Origin of the sequence: Candidatus Igneacidithiobacillus taiwanensis, from assembly GCF_031962545.1 — a bacterium.
Classification (GTDB): Bacteria; Pseudomonadota; Gammaproteobacteria; order Acidithiobacillales; family Acidithiobacillaceae; genus Igneacidithiobacillus; species Igneacidithiobacillus taiwanensis.
In genome coordinates this window covers 1-21,521 of the sequence record NZ_JAVRKK010000021.1, presented here as the reverse complement: position 1 = coordinate 21,521, position 21,521 = coordinate 1, and the positions used below count along the sequence as shown (strand labels likewise).

General features: G+C 60.3%; 19 protein-coding genes, 1 tRNA gene, 1 pseudogene and 1 other annotated feature. Of the genes and pseudogenes, 20 read left to right on the top strand and 1 reads right to left on the bottom strand.

Annotation, left to right across the window (positions count from 1 at the left end):
* Positions 1 to 50 precede the first annotated feature (50 nt).
* The 20 genes from RTI30_RS04925 (at position 51) to RTI30_RS04830 (ending at position 19,829) form a co-directional block, all read left to right on the top strand.
* Complete coding sequence (locus RTI30_RS04925; RefSeq protein ID WP_312262580.1) at positions 51 to 2,261, top strand: FimV/HubP family polar landmark protein; 2,211 nt, start codon at positions 51 to 53, stop codon at positions 2,259 to 2,261.
* 3 nt (positions 2,262 to 2,264) lie between these two features.
* Positions 2,265 to 3,080, top strand: coding sequence for a tRNA pseudouridine(38-40) synthase TruA (truA, locus tag RTI30_RS04920; RefSeq protein ID WP_312262581.1), 816 nt, complete (start codon positions 2,265 to 2,267; stop codon positions 3,078 to 3,080).
* Positions 3,081 to 3,092: 12 nt separating this feature from the next.
* Positions 3,093 to 3,719: a phosphoribosylanthranilate isomerase gene (locus tag RTI30_RS04915; RefSeq protein ID WP_312262582.1), complete on the top strand. Its 627-nt coding sequence runs from the start codon at positions 3,093 to 3,095 to the stop codon at positions 3,717 to 3,719.
* Positions 3,716 to 4,915, top strand: a complete 1,200-nt coding sequence (gene trpB / locus RTI30_RS04910) for a tryptophan synthase subunit beta (protein WP_312262583.1) — start codon at positions 3,716 to 3,718, stop codon at positions 4,913 to 4,915. Before RTI30_RS04915 ends, trpB begins: the two co-directional genes overlap by 4 nt.
* The gene (trpA, locus tag RTI30_RS04905) at positions 4,912 to 5,724 is read left to right on the top strand and encodes a tryptophan synthase subunit alpha (RefSeq protein ID WP_312262584.1); all 813 of its coding nucleotides are present in this window, start codon (positions 4,912 to 4,914) and stop codon (positions 5,722 to 5,724) included. The genes trpB and trpA overlap by 4 nt, the downstream gene beginning before the upstream one ends.
* Positions 5,721 to 6,599 (top strand): acetyl-CoA carboxylase, carboxyltransferase subunit beta, encoded by an 879-nt coding sequence (gene accD, locus RTI30_RS04900; protein WP_312262585.1) that lies wholly within the window; start codon positions 5,721 to 5,723, stop codon positions 6,597 to 6,599. Before trpA ends, accD begins: the two co-directional genes overlap by 4 nt.
* A gap of 6 nt (positions 6,600 to 6,605) precedes the next feature.
* A complete protein-coding gene (locus RTI30_RS04895) occupies positions 6,606 to 7,883 on the top strand; it encodes a glutamate ligase domain-containing protein (RefSeq protein ID WP_312262586.1) in 1,278 nt (425 codons plus the stop codon).
* Between the two features lie 2 nt (positions 7,884 to 7,885).
* Complete coding sequence (locus RTI30_RS04890) at positions 7,886 to 8,401, top strand: CvpA family protein (RefSeq protein WP_312262587.1); 516 nt, start codon at positions 7,886 to 7,888, stop codon at positions 8,399 to 8,401.
* Positions 8,370 to 9,809, top strand: a complete 1,440-nt coding sequence (purF, locus tag RTI30_RS04885) for an amidophosphoribosyltransferase (protein WP_312262588.1) — start codon at positions 8,370 to 8,372, stop codon at positions 9,807 to 9,809. Before RTI30_RS04890 ends, purF begins: the two co-directional genes overlap by 32 nt.
* Entirely contained in the window at positions 9,806 to 11,005 is a 1,200-nt protein-coding gene (locus tag RTI30_RS04880) for an O-succinylhomoserine sulfhydrylase (protein WP_312262589.1), read from the top strand. Before purF ends, RTI30_RS04880 begins: the two co-directional genes overlap by 4 nt.
* A gap of 63 nt (positions 11,006 to 11,068) precedes the next feature.
* Positions 11,069 to 11,662, top strand: a complete 594-nt coding sequence (locus tag RTI30_RS04875; RefSeq protein WP_312262590.1) for a CBS domain-containing protein — start codon at positions 11,069 to 11,071, stop codon at positions 11,660 to 11,662.
* Positions 11,663 to 11,697: 35 nt separating this feature from the next.
* The gene (locus tag RTI30_RS04870) at positions 11,698 to 13,023 is read left to right on the top strand and encodes a hemolysin family protein (protein WP_312262591.1); all 1,326 of its coding nucleotides are present in this window, start codon (positions 11,698 to 11,700) and stop codon (positions 13,021 to 13,023) included.
* A complete protein-coding gene (queA, locus tag RTI30_RS04865; RefSeq protein WP_312262592.1) occupies positions 13,024 to 14,055 on the top strand; it encodes a tRNA preQ1(34) S-adenosylmethionine ribosyltransferase-isomerase QueA in 1,032 nt (343 codons plus the stop codon).
* Complete coding sequence (gene tgt, locus RTI30_RS04860) at positions 14,052 to 15,170, top strand: tRNA guanosine(34) transglycosylase Tgt (RefSeq protein ID WP_312262593.1); 1,119 nt, start codon at positions 14,052 to 14,054, stop codon at positions 15,168 to 15,170. Before queA ends, tgt begins: the two co-directional genes overlap by 4 nt.
* Positions 15,171 to 15,285: 115 nt before the next feature.
* Positions 15,286 to 15,543, top strand: coding sequence for a GlsB/YeaQ/YmgE family stress response membrane protein (locus RTI30_RS04855; RefSeq protein WP_312262594.1), 258 nt, complete (start codon positions 15,286 to 15,288; stop codon positions 15,541 to 15,543).
* A gap of 129 nt (positions 15,544 to 15,672) precedes the next feature.
* Complete coding sequence (gene yajC, locus RTI30_RS04850; protein ID WP_312262595.1) at positions 15,673 to 16,011, top strand: preprotein translocase subunit YajC; 339 nt, start codon at positions 15,673 to 15,675, stop codon at positions 16,009 to 16,011.
* 10 nt (positions 16,012 to 16,021) lie between these two features.
* Entirely contained in the window at positions 16,022 to 17,806 is a 1,785-nt protein-coding gene (gene secD, locus RTI30_RS04845) for a protein translocase subunit SecD (protein WP_312262596.1), read from the top strand.
* 7 nt (positions 17,807 to 17,813) lie between these two features.
* Complete coding sequence (secF, locus tag RTI30_RS04840; RefSeq protein WP_312262597.1) at positions 17,814 to 18,764, top strand: protein translocase subunit SecF; 951 nt, start codon at positions 17,814 to 17,816, stop codon at positions 18,762 to 18,764.
* A gap of 49 nt (positions 18,765 to 18,813) precedes the next feature.
* A tRNA-Ser gene (locus RTI30_RS04835) sits at positions 18,814 to 18,905 on the top strand.
* A gap of 333 nt (positions 18,906 to 19,238) precedes the next feature.
* Positions 19,239 to 19,829: a hypothetical protein gene (locus tag RTI30_RS04830; protein WP_312262598.1), complete on the top strand. Its 591-nt coding sequence runs from the start codon at positions 19,239 to 19,241 to the stop codon at positions 19,827 to 19,829.
* Positions 19,830 to 19,945: 116 nt separating this feature from the next.
* Here RTI30_RS04830 and RTI30_RS04825 read toward each other — a convergent pair.
* Positions 19,946 to 21,145 (bottom strand): annotated as a pseudogene (locus tag RTI30_RS04825) (IS3 family transposase).
* Positions 20,751 to 20,867: a sequence feature (AL1L pseudoknot), on the bottom strand. (Overlaps the previous pseudogene by 117 nt.)
* Positions 21,146 to 21,521: the final 376 nt, after the last annotated feature.

Here is a 21,521-nt window from a genome sequence, read left to right as displayed (position 1 = left end):
ATTGTATGGTCGCTCCGGTCGCGCAGTGGCTGCACGGAAAGGAAGGTAGCATGAAGAAATACTGGGCGCCGACCCTGTTGTCCTTGGGAATGGCTTTACCAGGAGCGGCGCAGGCTCTGGGGTTGGGGAATTTGATAGTGCTTTCCGGTGCCGGAGAGCCTTTCCAGGCGGAGATTCCGATCATTAGCGCGCATCCCGATGAAATCTCGCAGATGCGCGTTGGGCTTGCCGACCCTGCGGCCTACGCCATGATTCACCTGCCCGAGGCAGCCAGTTCTCGCGACTGGAAGTTTAGCCTGCGCACTGGGGAAAAGCCGGCAATCGTCATCCAGAGTCCTGCTCCTCTGCCCTCCGGCAATATCCCTTTTCTAGTGCGGCTGGACTGGGCGGGTGGGCAAATAGTCCGCGAGTACCACGCAGTGCCGGGGATGGTCTCGCGCGTACAAACCGGTCGAGCCAGTGATGCCTCCGCGAGTGCTCCCATCGATGATGACTATCCACCTAGCCTCGCGGCGCGGCGCGGGCGTGCAGCTACGACCGTAACGGCGGCCGACGGAAGCTGTCTCTACTTGCTCGCCAACACCGTGCGTCAGCAACGTGGCGTCACCCTTTTGCAGGCTATGACTGGGCTGTTTCGGGAAAATCCGCAGGCCTTCATCAATGGCGACCCGAATCTGTTACGGGCGGGCGCGCGGCTGCGGGTTCCTTCTACGGCCAGTATGCGTGCCATTGGCACGCGCGAGTCGGCAGCAGTCTTAAGGCTTGTGACAGCGCCCGAAAACAGGGGCCCGGCAGCGTTGCGTATTATGCGAGAAAACGATGGCTTCAAGATGGTTGCCTCAGCCTCGATTGCTCCTGCGACGCAAACTGCTAATGCGGTCAGCACCAAGAGAGGTAAAACAAAAAGTTCCAGTGCGGTTGCCGCGACGACACCGGCGCAATCGAATCCCGTCACGGCAGATGCCGCCTCGACAGTGGCGACGGGCAGCAGTGCTGCCGCCGCGGGTGGCAGCAATGATCAGCTAGAGGCCTTGCAGAAAGCCCTGCGCTTGGCGCAGCTACGTCTCAATATTGCCCAGCAGCAATTGTCGGAAAAGACGGCAGAGCTAAACGCTTTGCAACGGCAGACCCATGCTTTTCCCTGGCTTTGGGTTTCGTTGGGCGCCAACTTGCTCTTTATTTTGGCATTATTGTTGCTATTGCGGCGACGTCGGCAGGCTGAAGTAGGGGCTCTTACGGCGCCCTTTGTCGCTGCCGAGCAGGATCCGCGCTTACAAGGTCGCCGACAGGAGCCGGTGGTTGCGGCGCCGCCGATCGTCACCCCGCCAGAGAAACCGCGACCGATTGCCCCGGCTACGCCACCCGTTTCGCCTGCGCCGGCTCCTGTGCCTGCCTATCCCGTGCCCGAGCGCTTGCAGGCGCCGGTTGGTAACCCAATGGCGCCGCCCGTGCGTGGACCCTTGCCGCCAGTGGCTGAGGAGACGGATACGGGGCGGCAATTTGCTGTCGATCCCATCGAACAAGCGCAGCTCTACCATACCTATGGTAAGACGGATCTCGCAATTTCGGTTTTGCAGGAGGCCATCGAGCAAGACCCGCAGCGCCGCGCCTTTTACGAGCATCTGTTGCCGTTATACGTGGAAACCGGAAATCACAGCGCCTTTCTCGATCTTTCCGATCGCATGCGCGATCAATTTCACATCTCCGAGGATTCCCTTCTCACCTGGGATGAGCTGGGGCAGGGAAAAACCGCCGAGGCTGCGCGTTTGCCTACCGAACCCGCGGATCTACCGCAGCAACCCGTCGCTCCCAAAGCGCAGGAGCACGAGGAAGAGCCGCAGACATCCGATGCGCCGCTGCAACGGCTCGAATTCGATTTTGGGGATTCTTGGGCACACGAGGAAGCAGATGCCGAACCGGCAAGCCAGCCTACCGCCCACGGTCTCTTTGCGGAATTGGATGAGCACTTCAAGCGCCTGAGTCCAGAGGCTGAGCCGGTAGCCAAAGACGGCGGGGAATCTGAACATGCTGCCGCAGCTTCTGCCCTGTCTTTTGACGATGGCTGGGAACTCGGGGGCGCGCGTCAAGAGCAGGCGGCGACGCCGGATGATTGGGATGCATCGGGTCCGAAGCTCGAGTTGGCACGCGCCTACATCGAGATGAAGGATACAGCCAGTGCGAGAGAGCTACTCGAAGAGGTACAGAAATCGGGTAATCCCCAGCAACGGGAAGAGGCCGCGGCCCTGCTCTTGGAGCTTTGAGCCTTGCCGGTAGAGGACGCGGGCCAATCGCAGCGCTGGGCCCTGGGTCTTGAGTATGATGGCAGCGGCTATGCGGGTTGGCAGTGGCAGGATGGCCAGCGCACGATACAGGGAGAAGTAGAGGCTGCCCTGAGCGCGGTGGCAGACCTTCCCATCCGCGTGACCGTGGCGGGTCGTACCGATGCCGGGGTGCATGCCCTCTGTCAGGTAGTGCATTTTGATAGTCCCGTCTCGCGGCCGGAGATTGCCTGGGTACGCGGCTGTAACCGTTTTTTGCCCACGGCGGTGAGCGTACGCTGGGCAAAGCCGGTACCGGCAGACTTTCATGCCCGCTTTTCGGCTACCCAGCGCAGCTACCGCTATCTGATCCTCAACCGGCCGGAGCGTCCTGCTTTGCTTGCAGGTCGGGTGACCTGGGTGGCGCAAGCGCTGGACCACGAGCGTATGGCAGAAGCGGCGCAGCTGCTGCTCGGCACCCACGATTTTTCTGCCTTTCGCGCTGCCGGTTGCCAGGCCAAAAGCCCCGTGCGTACCTTGTCTCGCTTTGCCATCGTGCGCCAGGCCGATATGCTGGTCGCCTCCCTCGAGGCCAATGCCTTTCTGCATCACATGGTGCGCAATTTGATGGGGACTTTGCTCTTGGTTGGTCGTGGCGAACGACCCGTGGCTTGGGTCGAGGAAGTGCTGGCCAGTCGGGACCGCAGCCGCGCCGGTATGACGGCTCCCCCCGACGGCCTATATTTCCACTCGGTGGTCTATCCGGATAGATTCCGATTGCCCGGCTGCCCGGGCATTTTTGGCCAAGACGCGCGGTTTTGAGGGGGTACAGGTATGGTGCGGGTAAAGATTTGCGGTATCACCTCCGTAGAGGATGCCCTTGCTGCTGCCGCCGCTGGCGCCGATGCCATCGGCATGGTCTTTTATCCGCCCAGTCCGCGCAATGTGGAGGTGGCAACGGCACGGGAAATCCTGGCGGCGCTACCCCCCTTCGTCAGCCGTGTTGGGCTTTTTGTCAATCCGGAAGCGGGTTGGGTGGATCAGGTACTGGCTCATTGTCCCCTCGACGTTCTCCAGTTTCACGGCGACGAACCCGCAGATTTTTGCGCGAGTTTTTCTCGTCCTTACCTCAAAGCCCTGCGTCTTTGCGGCCCCTGCGACTTGCGCCCCTGGCAAGAGCAGTATGCCAGCGCCCAAGGGCTCCTTCTCGATAAACGCGACGAACGCGTTTTTGGCGGTTCCGGCCAAAGTTTTATTTGGTGGCATCTGCCTCAGGAAAGCCCAGCGCTCATCCTTGCCGGTGGCCTGACGATAGAAAATGTGGCGACCGCCATCGCCATCGCCAGGCCCTACGCCGTAGACGTGAGCAGCGGTGTGGAGATTTCGCCAGGACGCAAGGATCGTGGCAAAATGGAGCGATTCGTTGCACAGGCCCGTGGGGCAGGAGAAGGCGGAAAATGACTACGTATCAGCAACCCGATGCAAAGGGACATTTTGGCGTTTACGGTGGTCGCTTTGTTGCCGAAACCCTGATTCCCGCCCTCGACGAACTGCAGGCTGCCTATGCCGAGGCCCAGCGCGATCCAGAATTCCTTGCCGAGCTCCATAGCGAGTTGCGGCAATTCGTTGGTCGTCCCAATCCTCTTTACCATGCCGAGCGTCTTTCCCGCGAACTCGGGGGCGCGCAGATCTTCCTCAAGCGCGAAGACCTCAATCACACCGGTGCGCACAAGATCAATAACGCCGTCGGTCAGGCTTTGCTCGCCCGGCGCATGGGCAAACGGCGCTTGATTGCCGAGACCGGCGCTGGTCAGCACGGCGTCGCCACGGCAACCGTAGCCACCCGCTACGGTATGGAATGTGTGGTCTACATGGGCGAGGAAGACATTCAGCGTCAGTCCAGCAACGTCTACCGCATGCGCCTGCTGGGGGCGACCGTTGCGCCCGTGCGCAGTGGTTCGCGCACCCTCAAAGATGCCCTCAATGAGGCACTGCGCGACTGGGTGAGCAATGTCGAAGACACCTTTTATGTGATCGGCACCGTGGCCGGTCCCCATCCGTACCCGGAGATGGTGCGCAATTTTCATCGGGTCATTGGTGACGAGGCCCGCGCCCAGTGCCTGGAGCAGACCGGGCGGTTACCGGATGTCTGCATTGCTTGTGTGGGCGGCGGCAGCAATGCCATGGGCCTGTTTTACCCGTTCATCGAAGACAGCAGCGTGCGCCTGATCGGGGTCGAGGCGGCAGGCCTGGGTATCGAAACGGGCAAACATGCCGCACCCCTGACTGCCGGTAGGCCCGGGGTACTGCACGGCAACCGCACCTATCTAATGAGCGATGCCAATGGGCAGATCGAAGCCACCCACTCCATTTCGGCTGGCCTCGATTACCCCGGTGTGGGGCCAGAGCATGCTTTTCTGAAGGACATCGGCCGCGCCGAATATGTGGCTGTTACCGACGCGGAGGCCTTGGCCGCCTTCCACAAGCTCAGTCGGGTGGAGGGCATCATTCCTGCCTTGGAAACCTCCCACGCCATTGCCTACGCCATTCAGCTCGCAGCGCAGATGCGCCCGGAGCAAAGCATCATCATCAATCTTTCCGGCCGCGGCGACAAAGACATCCATACCGTGGCTGCCCTCGAAGGTATCGTTCTATGAGTCGTTTGGCCGAAATGTTTGCGGCGCTGCAAAAGGCGCGGCGCAGCGCCCTGATTCCTTTCGTTACCGCCGGTGACCCGAGCAGCAGCGGTGTGTTGCCCTTGCTGCATGCGCTCGTCGCCAACGGCGCCGATGCCATCGAACTAGGGGTGCCTTTTTCCGACCCCATGGCCGACGGCCCAGTCATCCAGGGCTCCAGCGAGCGGGCCTTGGCGCGCGGCGTCAGCCTGCGGCAGGTACTGTCTTGGGTGCGGGAATTCCGCCAGCACAATAGCGTCACCCCTATCATCCTCATGGGCTACCTGAATCCGGTCGAGACCATGGGCATGCAGCACTTTGCCGAAGAGGCCGCCGATGCGGGTGTCGATGGCGTGATCCTCGTCGACCTCACCCCGGAGGAGGCAGAAGAGGAGAGCGCGCTCTTACGCCGGGCGGGCATCGATCCCATTTTTTTGCTGGCGCCAACCAGCGGGCCGCAGCGAGTGGCAGCGGTCAAACGCCTGGGCAGCGGGTTTGTGTACTATGTTTCCCTGCGTGGTATTACCGGGGCGCAGCAGCAGGACTGGAACGAAGTGCTCGCGCGCGTGGCGGCTCTGCGCGAAGAATTGGCGATGCCCATGGCCATTGGCTTTGGTATTCGCGATGCGGCAACGGCGCAGCGTTTGGCTGCCGGGGCGGATGCGGTGGTGATCGGCTCGGCCCTGGTGCAGACCTTACAAGAGGCCAAGGATGACGCGCACGCGGCGGAATTGGCGGGGGCATTTTTGCGTCCGATCCGTGCTGCCCTCACAGCGGAGGCAGAGCGATGAATTGGTTCAGCCGCGTTCTGCCACCCAAGATCAACAAAAAGGCGAGCGAAGAGGCATCTGAAGCGAAGCGTTCGGTACCCGAAGGACTCTGGTCCAAGTGTCCGACCTGCCAGGCAGTGCTCTACCGAAGTGAACTCGAGCAAAATCTGCAGGTTTGCCCGCATTGCGGCCATCATCATCGGCTGACCGCACGGCAGCGCCTCGATTACTTTCTCGATCCGGAGCCGCGCCTCGAAATCGGCAGCGAGCTGGTGCCCGTCGATCCCCTCCGCTTCAAGGACCAAAAACGCTACAAGGAGCGCTTGCAAGAGGCTCAGGCAAAAACCGGCGAGAAGGATGCCCTCGTGGTCATGCGCGGCTTTGTGCACCAGCGTCCCGTGGTAGCAGCCGCCTTCGCCTTTGAATTCATGGGCGGCAGCATGGGCTCGGTGGTTGGGGCACGTTTCGTCAAGGCCGCCGAAACCGCCCTGGTCGAGCGCTGTCCGTTGGTCTGTTTTAGCGCCAGTGGCGGCGCCCGCATGCAAGAGGGGCTCTTCTCCCTTTTGCAGATGGCCAAGACGGCGGCCGCCATCGAGCGTTTGGGCAAGGCCTGTATCCCCTATATTTCGGTGCTCACCGACCCCACCATGGGCGGAGTTTCGGCAAGTTTGGCAACCCTCGGCGATATCCTCATTGCCGAACCCAATGCCCTTATCGGCTTTGCCGGCCCGCGGGTAATCGAGCAGACCATCCGCGAGAAATTGCCCGAAGGATTCCAACGCTCCGAATATTTGCTCGAGCATGGCGCCATCGATCAGATTGTCGACCGTCGCCAGCTGCGACAGCATATTGCGCAACAAATCGGCATCTTGATGCATGCCGAAACAGTGGCCTGAGGCAACGTGAAGACTGTGCTGCAGGCAAACGATCCAGAGCAGCTTCTCACGCACCTGGTCGGCCCGGCGCAGCGCATCGAATTGGGGCTGGAGCGCATGCAGGCGGCCATGGCGCGCCTCGATATCCCGCGGCAGTTGCCCTTTCCGGTAGTGACAGTGGCCGGCACCAATGGCAAGGGTTCGGTGGTTGCCTATCTCGAGGCCCTCGCCTTGCAGGCGTCGTATCGTTGTGCCGCCTATACCAGCCCACACCTGTGGGAGTTCCGCGAGCGCTTGCGGATCGATGGGCAACCCCTCGCCAACCAGCGCTGGATGAGCCAAATCGAGATGCTCGGGGAGAGGGTAGCAGATATCCCGCTGACCTATTTTGAGCTGAGCACCCTTGCCGCTTTGCGTCTCTGCCTCGAAGAGACGCCCGATCTCGCGATTCTGGAAGTAGGGCTGGGCGGGCGCCTCGATGCCGTCAATGCCGTGGATGCAGATTTGGCCGTCATCACTTCCATCGACCTCGATCACCAGCAGTTTCTCGGGCCGGACCGGGAGAGTATCGGACGCGAGAAGGCGGGAATTTGCCGTCGCGGTCGGCCGCTGCTCTATGGCGATACCAATGGCCCCTGCTCGTCGGTTTTGGCGGCCGCGGCGGCCTGCGGTGCGGAGCTGCAGGTGCTGGGGCGCGATTTTTTCCTGACTGCGACGGGAGAATGGCGCTCTGGCTCGGTCCAGTACGCGGTACCCCCGCCCCTAGACGATCATCCCAGTCAGTACAACAACTTAGGCTTGGCCCTAGCCGCCGCTGCGCGGCTCCAGAAGCGTCTACCGCGCATCTGGCCGCCGCCAGCACAATGGCAGGTACCGATTCGTCTGCTGGGGCGAAAACAATGGCTACGCCCCTGGGGGGCGGAGGGACCGCGGCTCTTGGTGGATGTGGCCCACAATCCGCAGGCAACGGGCGCCCTGGCAGAGCTGCTCGCGCGTGAGAAGGCACAGGTCTGGGCCTACTGGGGAATGATGGCAGATAAAGATCTGGCGGCTGCAATTGCGCCCCTGCAGGGACGCGTTTCTGGCTGGACTTTGCTCGCCATGTCCGAGAATCCCCGTGCCGCCGCACCGGCGCAGCTGCGCACCGTGCTGGGCGCCGCGGCCGGCGCTGGCGAAATCCCGCTGGCGGAGCTTGCGCAGCACCTGGCCGAGCGCGCCGCGACCCTTGCGCACGACGACATCCTCCTCTGTTTTGGTTCCTTTCAGGTACTTTCTGCCTTGCCCAGGTATTGGTTTCCCGATTGACCATGCACTGGGCGAATCTTGGTGTGCTTACCGTCGTTATCCTCAGCGTGTTGTGGGGCTTGGCACGGGGCATGATCCGCGAGTTCTTTGGCGTAATCGGCTGGGTGGGGGGCGTTTTTGTGGCTTGGCGTTGGGGTGGAAATCTCCTTGAGCCTCTTTTGCGTGGATATCTGGCGCCGGAATGGGTGCGACCCGTTGCCTACTTTGCTCTGTTTTTTGCGGTGTTGGCGACGACTACGGTGCTCTCCTTTCTGCTGCGCGGCATGCTCTACAGCGTTGGCTTCGGTATTCCCGATCGCATTGTTGGCGGGCTCTTCGGTTTGCTCCGTGCTGCCGCTATCCTCGCCCTTGTGATATTTTTGGTGGACAATTTCCGTTTTCAGGATGCGCCCTGGTGGCGTAATTCCTGGCTTGGGCAAGCGCGTATCGAGGCGATGGCGCATTCGGTCACGGCACCCGTCGTATCTTATTGGGAGTATCAAACGCGTGAACACACCCCAGACGACCGTAATCGATGACGATCATTTTCATGACGAATGTGGCGTCATTGGCGTGTTCGGTCACCCCGAAGCGGCAAATCTGACCTACCTCGGGCTCTACGCCTTGCAACATCGCGGGCAGGAGTCGGCCGGTATCGTGGCGGCAGAGGATGGTAAGTTACGTAGTCACCGTGGCATGGGACGGGTAGCCGATGTCTTTGGCAGCAAGGACCTCGCCAAATTGCCGGGTACCCAGGCCATTGGCCATGTGCGTTACTCCACTACCGGTGGTTCGGTGCTGCAGAATACCCAGCCGGTGTTCATCAACTATCGCCACGGCTCCTTTGCCGTTGGCCACAATGGCAACCTCGTCAATGCCACGGAGCTGCGCCTGCGGCTAGAGCGGGAAGGTGCCATTTTCCATACCGACATGGACACCGAAGTCATCGTCCATCTCCTCGCCCGCGTACCCGGCAACGATGCCGGCGAGCGCCTTGCTGCTGCCTTGGAGCAAGTTTCGGGTGCCTATTCTCTGGTCTGTCTAACCGAAACCCGCTTGATTGGCGCGCGAGATCCCATGGGCTTTCGGCCCCTGGTCCTCGGTCGGCTCATCGACTCCGGCGGTTTTGTTTTGGCTTCGGAAACCTGCGCCCTCGACCTGATGGGTGCCGAGTTCGTCCGCGACATCGCGCCCGGGGAGATGGTCATCATCTCCGCTTCCGGCATCGAGAGCCGCATGCTGGCGCCTACCCTGCCGCGCCGGATGTGCATTTTCGAGTATCTCTATTTTGCCCGCCCCGATAGCGTCCTCGATGGAATTCATGTCTATTCGGCACGCAAGCGGATTGGGCATGTGCTCGCCCGCCTGCATCCGCGCGAGGCCGACATTGTCGTGCCGGTGCCGGATTCTGGCGTGGCCGCGGCCATGGGCTACGCCGAGGCTTCGGGCCTGCCCTTTGAACTCGGACTGATCCGCAACCATTACGTGGGGCGCACTTTTATCCAGCCGGCCCAGCGCGGGCGAGATTTTGGCGTGCGGGTGAAGCTCAATGCCCAACCCGAGATCTTGCGCGGCAAACGGGTGGTTTTGGTGGATGACTCCATTGTCCGCGGTACCACCAGTGCCAAGATCGTCCATTTGATTCGTGCCGCCGGTGCCCGGGAGATTCATTTCCTCTCCAGCTCACCGCCGACCATCGGGCCCTGCTACTATGGCATCGATACCCCCGATCGAGCGCAGCTCATCGCCGCCCAACACAGCGTCGACGAAATCTGTAAGATGATCGGTGCCGACAGCCTCGGCTATTTGGAGGTCGATGCCCTCTACGAGGCGGTAGGCAGCCGCAGCCTGGGTTTCTGCGATGCCTGCTTCAGCGGTGATTATCCCATCCCCGTGGCGGCAGAGCGGAATGGTCGCCAGTTGCACCTATTGAAGGAACTACGATGAGCGAGCAAGAGGACTGGTGGCAGGAGTTGCATCCCGAAACCCTGGCGATTCGCGCCGGAAACCACCGCACCGCCGAGGGCGAACACTCGGAGCCGATTTTCCCGACCTCAAGCTTTGTCTTCGACTCGGCAGAGGAGGCGGCGGATCGCTTTGCCGGGCGGGCACCCGGCAATATCTACGCGCGCTTCACCAATCCCACCACGCGCATTTTCGAGGAGCGCCTGGCGGCCTTGGAAGGTGCAGAAGATTGTATCGCCACGGCTTCGGGTATGGCGGCCTGCCTGACCGCGTGCATGGGCACCCTGCAGGCCGGCGATCATATCGTCGCTTCGCGTTCGCTCTTCGGTACGACGGTGCAGTTGTTGCAGAAGATCCTGGGCCGCTTTGCCGTCGAGACGACCTTTGTGTCGCTCACCGATGCCGCCGCCTGGGAAGCCGCCATACGCCCCAACACGCGCATGCTGTTTCTCGAAACGCCTTCCAACCCGATGACCGAGGTCGGTGATCTAGAATTTTTGGCAACGCTGGCGCATGCCCATAATGCCCTGCTGGTGGTGGACAACTGCTTTTGCACCCCGGTATTGCAGCAACCCCTGCGCTGGGGGGCGGACCTCGTCTTGCACGCCAATACCAAGTACATCGATGGTCAGGGGCGCACCTTGGGAGGGGCCGTGTGCGGCAGCCGTGCCTTGCTCGAGGGGCCGCGCAATTTTCTCCGTACCGCCGGTCCAAGTCTCAGTCCCTTCAATGCTTGGGTGCAATTGAAGGGCCTCGAAACTCTCGCCCTGCGTATGGAGCGCCACTGCGCCAACGCGGCAGTGTTAGCGCAGTGGTTGCAGCAGCAGGAGGCGGTAGAGGCGGTCTATTATCCCGGCCTGCCGGAACATCCGCAGGCGAATTTGGTACGCAAGCAGCAGCGTTTGCCTGGGGGAATCCTTTCTTTTGTGTTGCGCGGCGGGCAGCCGGCTGCCTGGGCGCTGGTCGATCAGCTCCGCATCTTTTCGCGCACCGCCAATTTAGGAGATGCCAAGAGCACCGTCACCCACCCCGCCAGTACCACCCACAGCCGCGTGAGTGCCGAGGAGCGGGCAGCGGCGGGTATTTCCGACGGCCTACTGCGGCTGAGCGTTGGACTGGAGCATGTCGATGACTTGCGCGCTGACCTGGCGCGGGCCCTGGAACGCTTGCCCCGTTGAGCTTTTGCGCTATGCTCAAAGAAAGCGTTGCACACCGGAACTAGCACAGAGGAGAACAATAAGATGACCAACTATCGACCATTGCACGTCCACCCGCTGGCTGACGACACCCAGCTGACCTATTTCAACAACGGTTTACCTTTGCATGTGTCGCTTACGGACAGCGCCCTCAAGGTGATGACCGATCTGCAACGGGTGCCTGCCGTGACCATCCGCTCCGAGGCGACGGTGGACGAGGCCCTGCAGCGGATGATCCATGCCGGGGTGCGCCTCCTCTTTGTGGAGAATGAATTTGGCGAGCTGGCAGGCATGGTCACTGCCCGCGATTTGATGGGCGAAAAGCCCGTTCTGCATGCCGCCGAAGAAGGCATTGGCCGTGACCAAGTGCGAGTGCAGCACATCATGGTGCGGCGCGGGCAAATCGAAGTACTCGACTTTGACGAAGTCAGCCGCTCCACGGTGGGCGATATTGTCCTGACCATGAAGGGCCTGCAGCGCCAGCATGCCTTGGTGGAAGAGAAAAATCCGCGGCCCTTGGTGCGCGGTGTCATCTCCATCAGCCAAATTGCCCGCCAGCTTGGGGCCAAAATCGAAACCGGCGGCGCGGTGCAGAGTTTCAGCGAACTGGAGCAGCTGCTGTCCCATCATGAAAGCTGACCGATGTAGCGGGCTCAGGCAGGAGATGCTTCTCCATGCCTGAGTCCCTGCCCCTATTTGCTGCCGTCGTACTCATCCTGATCAATGGCTTTTTTGTTGCGGCAGAGTTCTCTTTGGTGCGCCTGCGCAGTACCCAGTTGCGTTCCTTGGTTCAAGCGCACGCCTGGCGTGGACGTATTCTGCGACGGGTGCATCGCCACCTCGATATCTATCTTTCCGCCACCCAGTTGGGCATTACCCTCGCTTCGCTGGCGCTAGGTTGGATTGGGGAGCCCGCGGTAGCGCAGTTGCTACGCCCTCTTTTTCGGCTGTGGGGCCTGCAGCCCGAGGTACAAGAGTCGACGTCTTTTGCTGTAGCCTTTGTGCTGGTGGCCTTTGCTACCATCATCTTTGGCGAACTCGCCCCCAAGTCGTTGGCAATACGCAAAACCGAGCAGATTTCCCTGTGGACGGCGTTGCCGCTGTACGTCTTTTACTGGCTTCTCTATCCCGCCATCGTCCTCCTCAATGGCGTTACCCAACTGGTGCTGCGGATCGTGGGCCTCAGTGCTGGGGGTAAACCCAGCGAGAGCCCGCCTAGCCGCGATGAATTGGAGATGATCCTGGCACTGAGCCAGAGCCATGGCACCCTGGGCAGCCGCACCGGCGACATTCTCGAACGTGCTCTCGATTTTCACGAGTTGAGTGCTGGCGATCTGGCGCGACCAGCGGCGGATATGGTTTGTCTCATGGAAGGCGACGATCGCGCCAAGATACGCCGCACCTTGCTGCGCTACCGCTACACCCGCTATCCCCTCTGCGCTGGCGATCGTCAGCATGTGCGCGGCTTGGTGCATGTGAAGGATCTGCTGCCGGTCTTGCTCGATAGCCAAGGCGCGCTCGATTTGTTGCGTCTGGCGCGGCCGCTGCCAGCCGTTGCCAAGGATTTGCCCGCCATGGAGCTGCTGGCGCACTTTCGCTCCGGGCAGCCGCACTTTGCCTTGGTTGTCGATGCCTTGGGGACGATTACCGGTTTCGTCACCCTCGACCATGTGCTGGAAGCGCTCTTAGGGCGGATTCCCGATGAGTTTCGCCACTGGCAGCGCGATTGGCAGGAGCAGGCCGATGGTTCCTGGATTGGCAGCGGCAGTCTCTCCATCTACTCCCTGGAGCAAGTCCTCGACCGCGACATCGATGAGGCGGGCGAGGCGGATAGTATCGGCGGCTTGCTCATGCAGCGTCTCGACCGCTTGCCGGAGGAGGGCGAACGAGTGGAGTTTCGCGACTTCGATGTGCTGGTTTTGCGCCGGGAGGGTCCGCGTATTGCCTCCCTGCAGGTTTTCCCGCATCCTGCCGCCGATCCTGAAGAATGGTTTGCCTAGGTGCGTATCTCTGACTTTCACTATGATCTTCCCAGCGAGCTGATCGCCCAGGAACCCCTGCCCGAACGTAGCGCCTCCCGGATGCTCCTTGTCGATCCGCTCGCCGCTCGTTGGCAAGATTGCCAAGTGCGGGATCTCCCCGATCTATTGCGCCCTGGTGATCTGCTGGTCTTCAACGATACCCGGGTGTTGCCGGCACGCTTGGCGGCGCGCAAGGAGACGGGCGGTGCCGTCGAGCTCCTTCTCGATCGTATTCTCAGCGATCGGCGCGCCGTGTTTCTGGCGCGCTCTTCCAAGCCCCTGCGCGCCGGGATGCGTCTTGCCCTACCCGATGGCAGCTGGGCGAGGGTAGAAGAAAAACAAGAGATGCAGGTTTGGCTCGAACGCGAGGGCGAGGACTGGCTGGCACTCTTGGAAGCCCATGGTGCGGTTCCCTTGCCACCGTACATTCAGCGCGCTGCGGAGGCCGAGGATCGGGAACGCTATCAGACCGTCTACGCTCGCGAGCCCGGAGCGGTGGCGGCACCCACGGCCGGCCTGCATTTTGACGATGCGCTCCTGGCCCGATTTGCCGCCTTGGGTGTGGAAAGCAGCTTTGTCACCTTGCATGTAGGGGCGGGGACCTTTTTGCCGGTACGGGTGGATGACATCACCCAGCATCAGATGCATGCCGAAATCACCCGCGTTGGCGTTGAAACGGTGGCCGCAGTAAACGCCGCCAAGGCCCGCGGCGGCCGCGTGATAGCCGTTGGTACCACCGCCTGCCGTGCCTTGGAGAGCGCTGCTGCCGACGGCACGCTACGCCCCTATGCCGACGAAACCCGCCTGTTTTTGTACCCGGGTAAGGAGTTTCGAGTGATCGACGCCCTTTTCACCAATTTTCATTTGCCGGAATCGACCCTGTTGATGCTGGTGTCGGCGCTGGCGGGGCGCGAGTTCATCCTCGCAGCCTACCGTCATGCGGTCGCCCAGCGCTACCGCTTTTTTAGCTATGGTGATGCCATGCTGATTCTGCCCGGTGCCTTGGCATGAGCTTTTTTCAGTTGCTGGCGCGGGATGGTGCCGCCCGGCGCGGGCGTTTGCACTTTGCCCGCGGCACCGTGGAAACCCCGGCCTTTATGCCGGTGGGCACCTATGGCACCGTCAAGGGCATGACCCCGGAGGAGCTGCGTGAACTGGGAGCTGAGATCCTCCTCGGCAACACCTTTCACCTTTCCCTGCGGCCGGGCCTCGAGGTAGTAGAGGCTCTGGGCGGGCTGCACCGCATGATGCACTGGGACGGCCCGATCCTGACCGACTCCGGGGGTTTTCAGGTGTTCAGCTTGGGGGCGATGCGAAGTTTGCGCGAGGCGGGGGTGAGCTTTCGCGCTCCCAGCGACGGGCGCAAGGTTTTTTTGGGACCGGAAGAGTCGATGGACATTCAGGCGCGCCTCGGCTCCGACATTGCCATGGTCTTCGACGAATGCACCCCGCATCCCGCCGACCATGCCACGGCGCGGGCGAGCATGGAGCTATCCTTGCGTTGGGCGGCGCGCTCGCGAGCCAGTTATGCCGGCCCGGGGCGGCTCTTTGGCATCGTTCAGGGAGGCATGTTTCCCGATCTGCGTTTGCGGTCCCTGGCTGCCCTCGAGCGTCTCGACTTTCCGGGTCTCGCAATTGGCGGCTTGTCGGTGGGGGAGAGCAAGGTCGAGATGTTCCATGTTCTCGACCATCTGCTGCCGGAAATGCCGCAACAGAAGCCGCGCTACCTGATGGGTGTCGGCACCCCAGAGGATCTGGTGGAGGGCGTTTGGCGGGGTATCGATATGTTCGATTGTGTGATGCCCACGCGCAATGCCCGCAATGGGTGGCTGTTCACCCGGCACGGTACCCTCAAGCTGCGCAATGCCGAATATACGCGCGATCCCTTGCCGCCGGATCCGCAATGTCAATGCTATACCTGCCGCAATTATAGCCGTGCGTATTTGCGACATTTGCAGCAAAATCATGAAATTCTTGGAGCGCGCCTCAATACCTGGCATAATCTGCATTATTACCAAGAGCTTATGCAGTCCTTGCGGGCAGCCATTGCGGCCGGTTCTCTGGCGGAATTCCGTGCCAAATTCTACCGAGAAAGAGGTAGAGAGCTCCCGGAAACTGTCGGGTGACGAGAATTTTCGCACAAAAAATATTTGACGGCATGGAATAAAGTTTCTACCCTACAAAAGCGCCGAAAATTTCGGCAGCAACATAGCCATCGCCACAGAAAAAAGGAGTCTGGTCATGATCATGCATCTCATCGTTTTTCTCATCATTGGCGGTATTGCCGGTTGGTTGGCGGGCCTGCTGATTCGTGGGCGCGGTTTTGGCATTTTGGGTGATATTTTGGTGGGTATCGTCGGTGCTTTCATCGGTGGCTTTTTGCTGACGGCATTGGGCGTAGTCGCCCTGTTTGGGGCCGGAATCATTGGCTCGGTCATTGTCGCCTTCATCGGTGCGGTGGTGTTGCTGTTCATCATCAAATTAATCAAAAAAGTCTGAATCCCGATTTCGAGCCGAGTCCGGCGATGTGGCCCGTAGCGCGCTTCGCCGGCGAGTGGGCTGCCTCGCCTTTCCTGCCTGAGCGCGAGCGGCTACAATGGCCGCCTTCGCAGTAACCCGGAGGGGTTCATGGATTTTTCACCGATTGCCACTGCCCACGCTGCGACCACGGCTGCAGGTAGTGGTATGGACAGCATGCTCTTTCAGATTCTGCCCCTGATTTTCATCTTCGCCATCTTCTACTTTCTGCTGATCCGCCCGCAGAGTCAGAAGCTCAAGGCGCAGCGTGAGCTGATTGCCTCCGTTGCCAAGGGTGACGAGGTGGTCACTTCCGGAGGTTTGGCGGGCAGGGTGATGCAGGCGGGAGAGGAGTATCTCCACGTCGAAATCGCCGAAAATACCGTGGTGAAGATCCAGCGCAGCGCCGTGAGTATGGTCCTGCCCAAGGGGACCCTGAAAAAACTGTGAAGGCGTTGGCATGACCCGTTATCCCTGGTGGAAGTATCTAGTCATTCTGGCGGTGGTCATTCCCGCCGTGTTCTATGCCCTGCCCAATTTCTTTGGCTGGCATGCGGCCATCGATGTGCGCGCACCCGTTGGTACGCAGTTGCCACCGGTGAGCACCCTGGTTGGCTGGCTGCAGCAGAGCAAGATCCCGGTGAGCCGCTACGAGAGTAACAGCCAGGGAACGACCTTCTTCTTCCCCAATGACAATGCCCAGGGGCTTGCCGAAACGCTCTTGCAGAGTCGTTTACCAAGCAACGCGCAAGTCATTCTCTCGCAAAAATCGGCAGAGCCGCGCTGGATGAGCGAATTGGGTGGCCGCCCGGTGAATCTGGGTCTGGACTTACGCGGTGGTGTTTATCTCCTGCTGCGCGTCGATACCTCGGTCCTCATCCACCATCATCTCGAGGAATATCAAAACGGAATCCGTACCCTACTGCGTCATCATGACTTGCAGTATCTCAAGGTCGAGATGACCGGAGCGCAGCAAATCGGTGTCGAGATGGCGCAGCCCGGTTTGGTGGCTGCGGCCGTGCAGGCGATCAATAATGCCTACCCAGAATTGCAGGCGAGCGACAAGGGAAACGGCCAGATTGCGGTCGTTATGCCGCCAGCCACGGTCCAGAAGCAGACCGATGATGCTTTGCAACAGGCGATTGTGGTCATTCGTAATCGCATCGACGAACTCGGCGTGGCGGAGCCACAGATTCAGCGCCAGGGCAAAGATCACATCGCTGTGCAGCTCCCCGGAGTGCAAGACACCCAGCGTGCCAAGGCCATTATCGGCTCCACGGCACAGCTGGAATTCAAGATGGTGGCCAATGAAAACGCCCTGGCGGCTGCCCTCAAGGGGCAGGTGCCCGAGGGGGATGCCCTGTACTATGGGGCCAATGGCCAACCCTACCTGTTGCACAAGGAAACCGTGCTCACTGGCCGCTACCTGAATGGTGCGACGGCGGGGGTAGACAACAATACCGGAGAGTCGATCGTCAACATTAGTTTCGACAGCGTTGGGACGCGGATCTTTGGCGACCTGACCAGCAAAAATGTGGGCAAGCGTATGGCCATCCTGCTCGACAACAAGGTGGTCACCGCACCGGTAATCCAGGAAGCGATCACTGGCGGCCGGGCGCAGATCAATGGCTTCTCGAGCCTCAAAGATGCCAGCAATGTGGCAATCGAGCTGCGCGCCGGTGCCCTGCCGGCGCCGGTGCATGTATCGGAAGAGCGCACCGTGGGTCCGACCCTCGGGCAGGATTCGATCCACGATGGGGTTATGGCGGTGATCTTTGGCATGATCTTCGTCGTTGCCTTTATGACCTTGTACTACCGGCTCTTTGGCCTGATTGCCGACCTTGCCATTCTCGTCAACATCCTTGCCATTCTGGCGGTGCTCTCGATCATGGGCGGCACCCTGACCCTGCCCGGTATTGCCGGCATTGTGCTCAAGATTGGCTTGGCCGTGGATGCCAACGTCCTGGTTTTTGAGCGCATCCGTGAGGAATTGCGCCGGGGTATGAGCCCGCGCGCCGCCATCGATACCGGCTTCAAAAAGGCCTTTGCCACCATCGTCGACTCCAACATCACTGTACTCATCGCTGCCCTTACCCTGTTCCAGTTCGGCACTGGGGCAATCAAGGGCTTTGCCCTGGTGCTGACCATTGGTGTGCTGGTTTCGATGTTTACCGCCACGATGATGAGTCGCGGAATTGTCGAGCTGGTTCTCGGTAAACGGCGCATCGCCAAGCTCTGGATCTGAGGTACGCATGCAATTCGTCAAATCTGGTACCCATATCGATTTCATGTCCCGCCGTTGGATCTTCCTCGGCATTTCCCTGTGCTTGATCATCGCCTCTATCGCTGTCTTTTTGATTCGCGGGCTTAATTACAGCATCGACTTTACGGGCGGCACCCTGGTGGAACTGGCCTTTAGCAAGACGCCAGACCTTGGTACCGTGCGCGATACTCTGGGCAAGGCGGGCTATGCCGATGCCGTGGTGCAGACTTTTGGTGGCGATCATGATCTCTTGATTCGCCTGCGCACCCGGCCCGGCGAGAGTAGTGCCGTTGCTAGCAAAATCCTTGCTGTCTTTCAGAATGACCCGCAGGCCTATCCCGGGGTGCAATTGCGGCGAACGGAGTATGTTGGCCCCGAGGTGGGCAAGCAGTTGCGTAACAAGGGCATTCTCGCCCTTATCGTGGTAACCATCGGGATTCTGATTTATGTGGGTTTCCGCTTCGAGTGGCGCTTTGCAACCGGCGGCGTGCTCGCCATGCTCCATGATCCGATTTTGGTGGTTGGCTATTTCGCTATTTCGCAGCAAGAATTTTCCATGACCGTGATTGCCGCCCTATTGGTGATCATGGGGTACTCCCTCAACGACACGGTGGTGGTTTTCGATCGTATGCGCGAAGACTTGCGTGCCGCGCGTAACGGTAGCGTGGCGGAGATTTTTAACATCGCCATCAACGAGACCTTGTCGCGAACCGTCATTACCAGTTTCATTACCTTTATGGTTGCCTTGGCGCTCTTCCTCTTTGGCGGCCCGGTAATCCACGGCTTTGCAACCGCCCTGGTGATTGGTGTGGTGGTGGGTACCTACTCTTCGATTTTTGTCGCTAGCCCCATCGCCTTGTGGTTGGGCCTGAAGCGTGAGCATGTACTCAAGCGGCAATTCATTAGCGCCAAAGACCGCAAGGATGGCGCCACCCTGTAACGCTGCCTATTGAGCCCAGGCGGTCGATGCTTTACTGTATGCCTCGCCCGGAGAGGTACCGAAGTGGCCATAACGGCGCCGACTCGAAATCGGATGGGGGTTAATAGCCCCACGTGGGTTCGAATCCCACCCTCTCCGCCAACGATAGACAAGTTCCTGATATTTAAAAAGGGAATTTTCATTTCAATGGGTTGCGACTAAACACTGTGGCTAGACGTATAGCTAAACGTGAGGTCGAGAACCCTATGTATATCCTCGAACGAGGGTCGCTGTATCATTCCTCCCGTAAACTTCCAGACCGCTTCTGCGGTCAAGAAATCCCTCTCAGTTCCGGCCCCCGTAAGGTGGGAAGCAACGGTTACTCGCGGTTTTCTCTCGGGACTGGCAACCGTCAGGAGGCCCATCGCTTAGGCCGTCGGGTTGCTGTCGAGGTCGACGAGTTTCTGACGGAGCGGCGCGGCCCGGGAACGGATCGTGGCACCGTTTTACGCGCAGGGTGATGAACCGGCGGGCGAAGTCTTGCAGGACGTCTTCGACCGCATGTCGCCAGATGAGCAGGCCTGGATCCTGCAGGTAGCGCGACCGGTGCCACGGCCCAGTTTTTCCCAGGAAGAAATCCAGGCGGCCGCACAACTTTTTTATGCCGACGTCCTTCGGATAGATGAGGAGGAATACGGAAAGCTGCTGGCCAGTTTGCTGGATCCCCGAAGGAGGGAGTGCGAGGACGATGAGGATCCCGCCTTGCCGCTTCGGGACATTCCTAACTTCGTCGAGGATTTGCCCCCGCCAGGACCCGAAGGGGATTTGGAGATATTGTTCTCCATTAAGTTCTACATTCCGCACTATCTCCGCAGGGCGACGGGCCGCAGTGTATCGTTTTGGCGTCTTGGCGCGGGCTACGAGCCTTTTGTGCAGACCTTTCGGGCGGCTTCGCGCGACTTGCTGCGCCGACGCGCTGGCGAAGATGTGCCGACCCCTGCAATGCCCGTAGAGAAAGCCCCCCACGTCGCCCGCGTTTGGCTGGGACGATCTGGTGAATTACTGGCTGCGCGACTGCGAGCGTGATCCGCGCACGGCGCGCGAGATGCAGGGCTTGGTACGATCTTTCGGGGGTTTTCTTGGGAAGAAAACGCCAGCGGAAGTGAATCCCACCGAGTTTTGTGGAGGGTTTAACTCGTTCCTCATGCTGCTTTTGAGGTCGGCAGTTTCAACTGAGCATAGTAGTTCTCCTCTGCTTCTGCTGGGCTGATGTATCCTAGGGGGCCATACAACCGATCCGTGTTGTACCAGTGGACCCATTCCAAGGTAGCCCACTCCACAGATGCCCGGTTCTTCCAGGGACCGCGGTGATGGATGACTTCGGCTTTGTAGAGACCATTGACGGTCTCGGCCAAGGCGTTGTCGTAGGAGTCCCCCTTGCTGCCCACGGAAGCCGCAATACCCGCTTCTTCTAACCGCTCCGAATAGCGAATGCTAAGGTACTGTGAGCCTCGGTCAGAATGGTGCGTGAGCCCTTGGCCGGGGCGCCGGGAGTGGATGGCCTGCTCCAGAGCATCCAGAACAAAGTCCGTGTGCATGGATCCTACGGGAGAAAACGTCAATGATGAAGGCCACGTAGATCCACCCTTCCCAGGTCGAGACGTAGGTGAAGTCTGCCACCCAGAGCTGGTTGGGCCGCTCGGCGCGAAAATCTCGCTGCACCAAATCCTGCGGACAGGGACATTGTTGGTCTGGGATTGTCGTTCGTTGGCGCTTGCCGCGCCGAACCCCCTGCCAGCCTTGGGAGTGCATCAGGCGCTCGACGGTACAGCGTGCCACCGTGACTCCCTCCTTGCGCAGTTTGTGCCAAACCTTGACGGCTCCGTAGACCTGCCGGCTCCCTTCCCAGACCGAGCGGATAGCGGATAAGAGCTCCTCATCTCGCCTGGCTCGCCGGCTTCTCAATTCGGGATGTCTCTGGCACGCCACGGCGCGACGGTATCCCGATGGAGCTATCTGCAAGACCCGGCAGATAGGCTCGACCCCATAAGATGCACGGTGTTGGTCAACGAAACTCCTCAGCGCTTGCATCGGCGGTCGAGCTCCGCCTGGGCAAAAAACGCGCTGGCCAGCTTCAGGATCTCATTGGCTCGCCGCAGCTCCTTGACCTCCCGCTCCAGTTCCTGGATGCGCTGTCGTTCCGACGCTGGCATCCAGGGCCGGCTGCCGGCCTCTACTGCGCCTTGATTCACCCACACCCGCAAGGTCTTGGGGGTGCAACCAATCTTCGGCGCAATCGACTGCAGCGCAGCCGCAAGGGAGGGATACTCCTCTCGATGCTCCTCCACCAATCGCACTGCGCGAGACCGTACTTCCTGCGAAAACTTTTGACTCGATTTCATGGTATCCATGGCTCCATCTTTTCACACTTCAGAGCCTCCACGAAAACCAGGGGGATTCAATCTATTGTTGTTTCTTTCCGGGGTGGCTTAGGCTGCCCCGGAAGTTTTATCTTTTGAGCAGCTCTGGTGTAGTCGCGCTGGCGAGACTGGTGAAGGCAGGGCTTCCCCAAAACAACACTCTCGAAGGCAGAAATCGGTTGCTATCTCCCGGCAATCGACTGTGCAGATCTGCCCTTCAGCCTTTTGGTTCGTTTCCCTGGTCCACCCATCGCTGACTGTCACGGGTCACCCTAATGGCGCCACCCAGGGTCGGCATAATGGCGCCATTTCAAACTACCTGAAATAGGGTCTCGAACGGGGTCAAGAATGGGCGATT

Excerpts from the sequence above, each read along its gene's own strand:
- accD (WP_312262585.1), top strand. The coding sequence starts at position 5,721 with ATGAATTGGTTCAGCCGCGTTCTGCCACCCAAGATCAACAAAAAGGCG.
- RTI30_RS04855 (WP_312262594.1), top strand. The coding sequence starts at position 15,286 with ATGATCATGCATCTCATCGTTTTTCTCATCATTGGCGGTATTGCCGGT.
- RTI30_RS04875 (WP_312262590.1), top strand. The coding sequence starts at position 11,069 with ATGACCAACTATCGACCATTGCACGTCCACCCGCTGGCTGACGACACC.
- tgt (WP_312262593.1), top strand. The coding sequence starts at position 14,052 with ATGAGCTTTTTTCAGTTGCTGGCGCGGGATGGTGCCGCCCGGCGCGGG.
- secD (WP_312262596.1), top strand. The coding sequence starts at position 16,022 with ATGACCCGTTATCCCTGGTGGAAGTATCTAGTCATTCTGGCGGTGGTC.
- RTI30_RS04880 (WP_312262589.1), top strand. The coding sequence starts at position 9,806 with ATGAGCGAGCAAGAGGACTGGTGGCAGGAGTTGCATCCCGAAACCCTG.
- RTI30_RS04915 (WP_312262582.1), top strand. The coding sequence starts at position 3,093 with ATGGTGCGGGTAAAGATTTGCGGTATCACCTCCGTAGAGGATGCCCTT.
- RTI30_RS04925 (WP_312262580.1), top strand. The coding sequence starts at position 51 with ATGAAGAAATACTGGGCGCCGACCCTGTTGTCCTTGGGAATGGCTTTA.
- secF (WP_312262597.1), top strand. The coding sequence starts at position 17,814 with ATGCAATTCGTCAAATCTGGTACCCATATCGATTTCATGTCCCGCCGT.
- trpA (WP_312262584.1), top strand. The coding sequence starts at position 4,912 with ATGAGTCGTTTGGCCGAAATGTTTGCGGCGCTGCAAAAGGCGCGGCGC.
- trpB (WP_312262583.1), top strand. The coding sequence starts at position 3,716 with ATGACTACGTATCAGCAACCCGATGCAAAGGGACATTTTGGCGTTTAC.
- yajC (WP_312262595.1), top strand. The coding sequence starts at position 15,673 with ATGGATTTTTCACCGATTGCCACTGCCCACGCTGCGACCACGGCTGCA.
- RTI30_RS04890 (WP_312262587.1), top strand. The coding sequence starts at position 7,886 with ATGCACTGGGCGAATCTTGGTGTGCTTACCGTCGTTATCCTCAGCGTG.
- RTI30_RS04870 (WP_312262591.1), top strand. The coding sequence starts at position 11,698 with ATGCCTGAGTCCCTGCCCCTATTTGCTGCCGTCGTACTCATCCTGATC.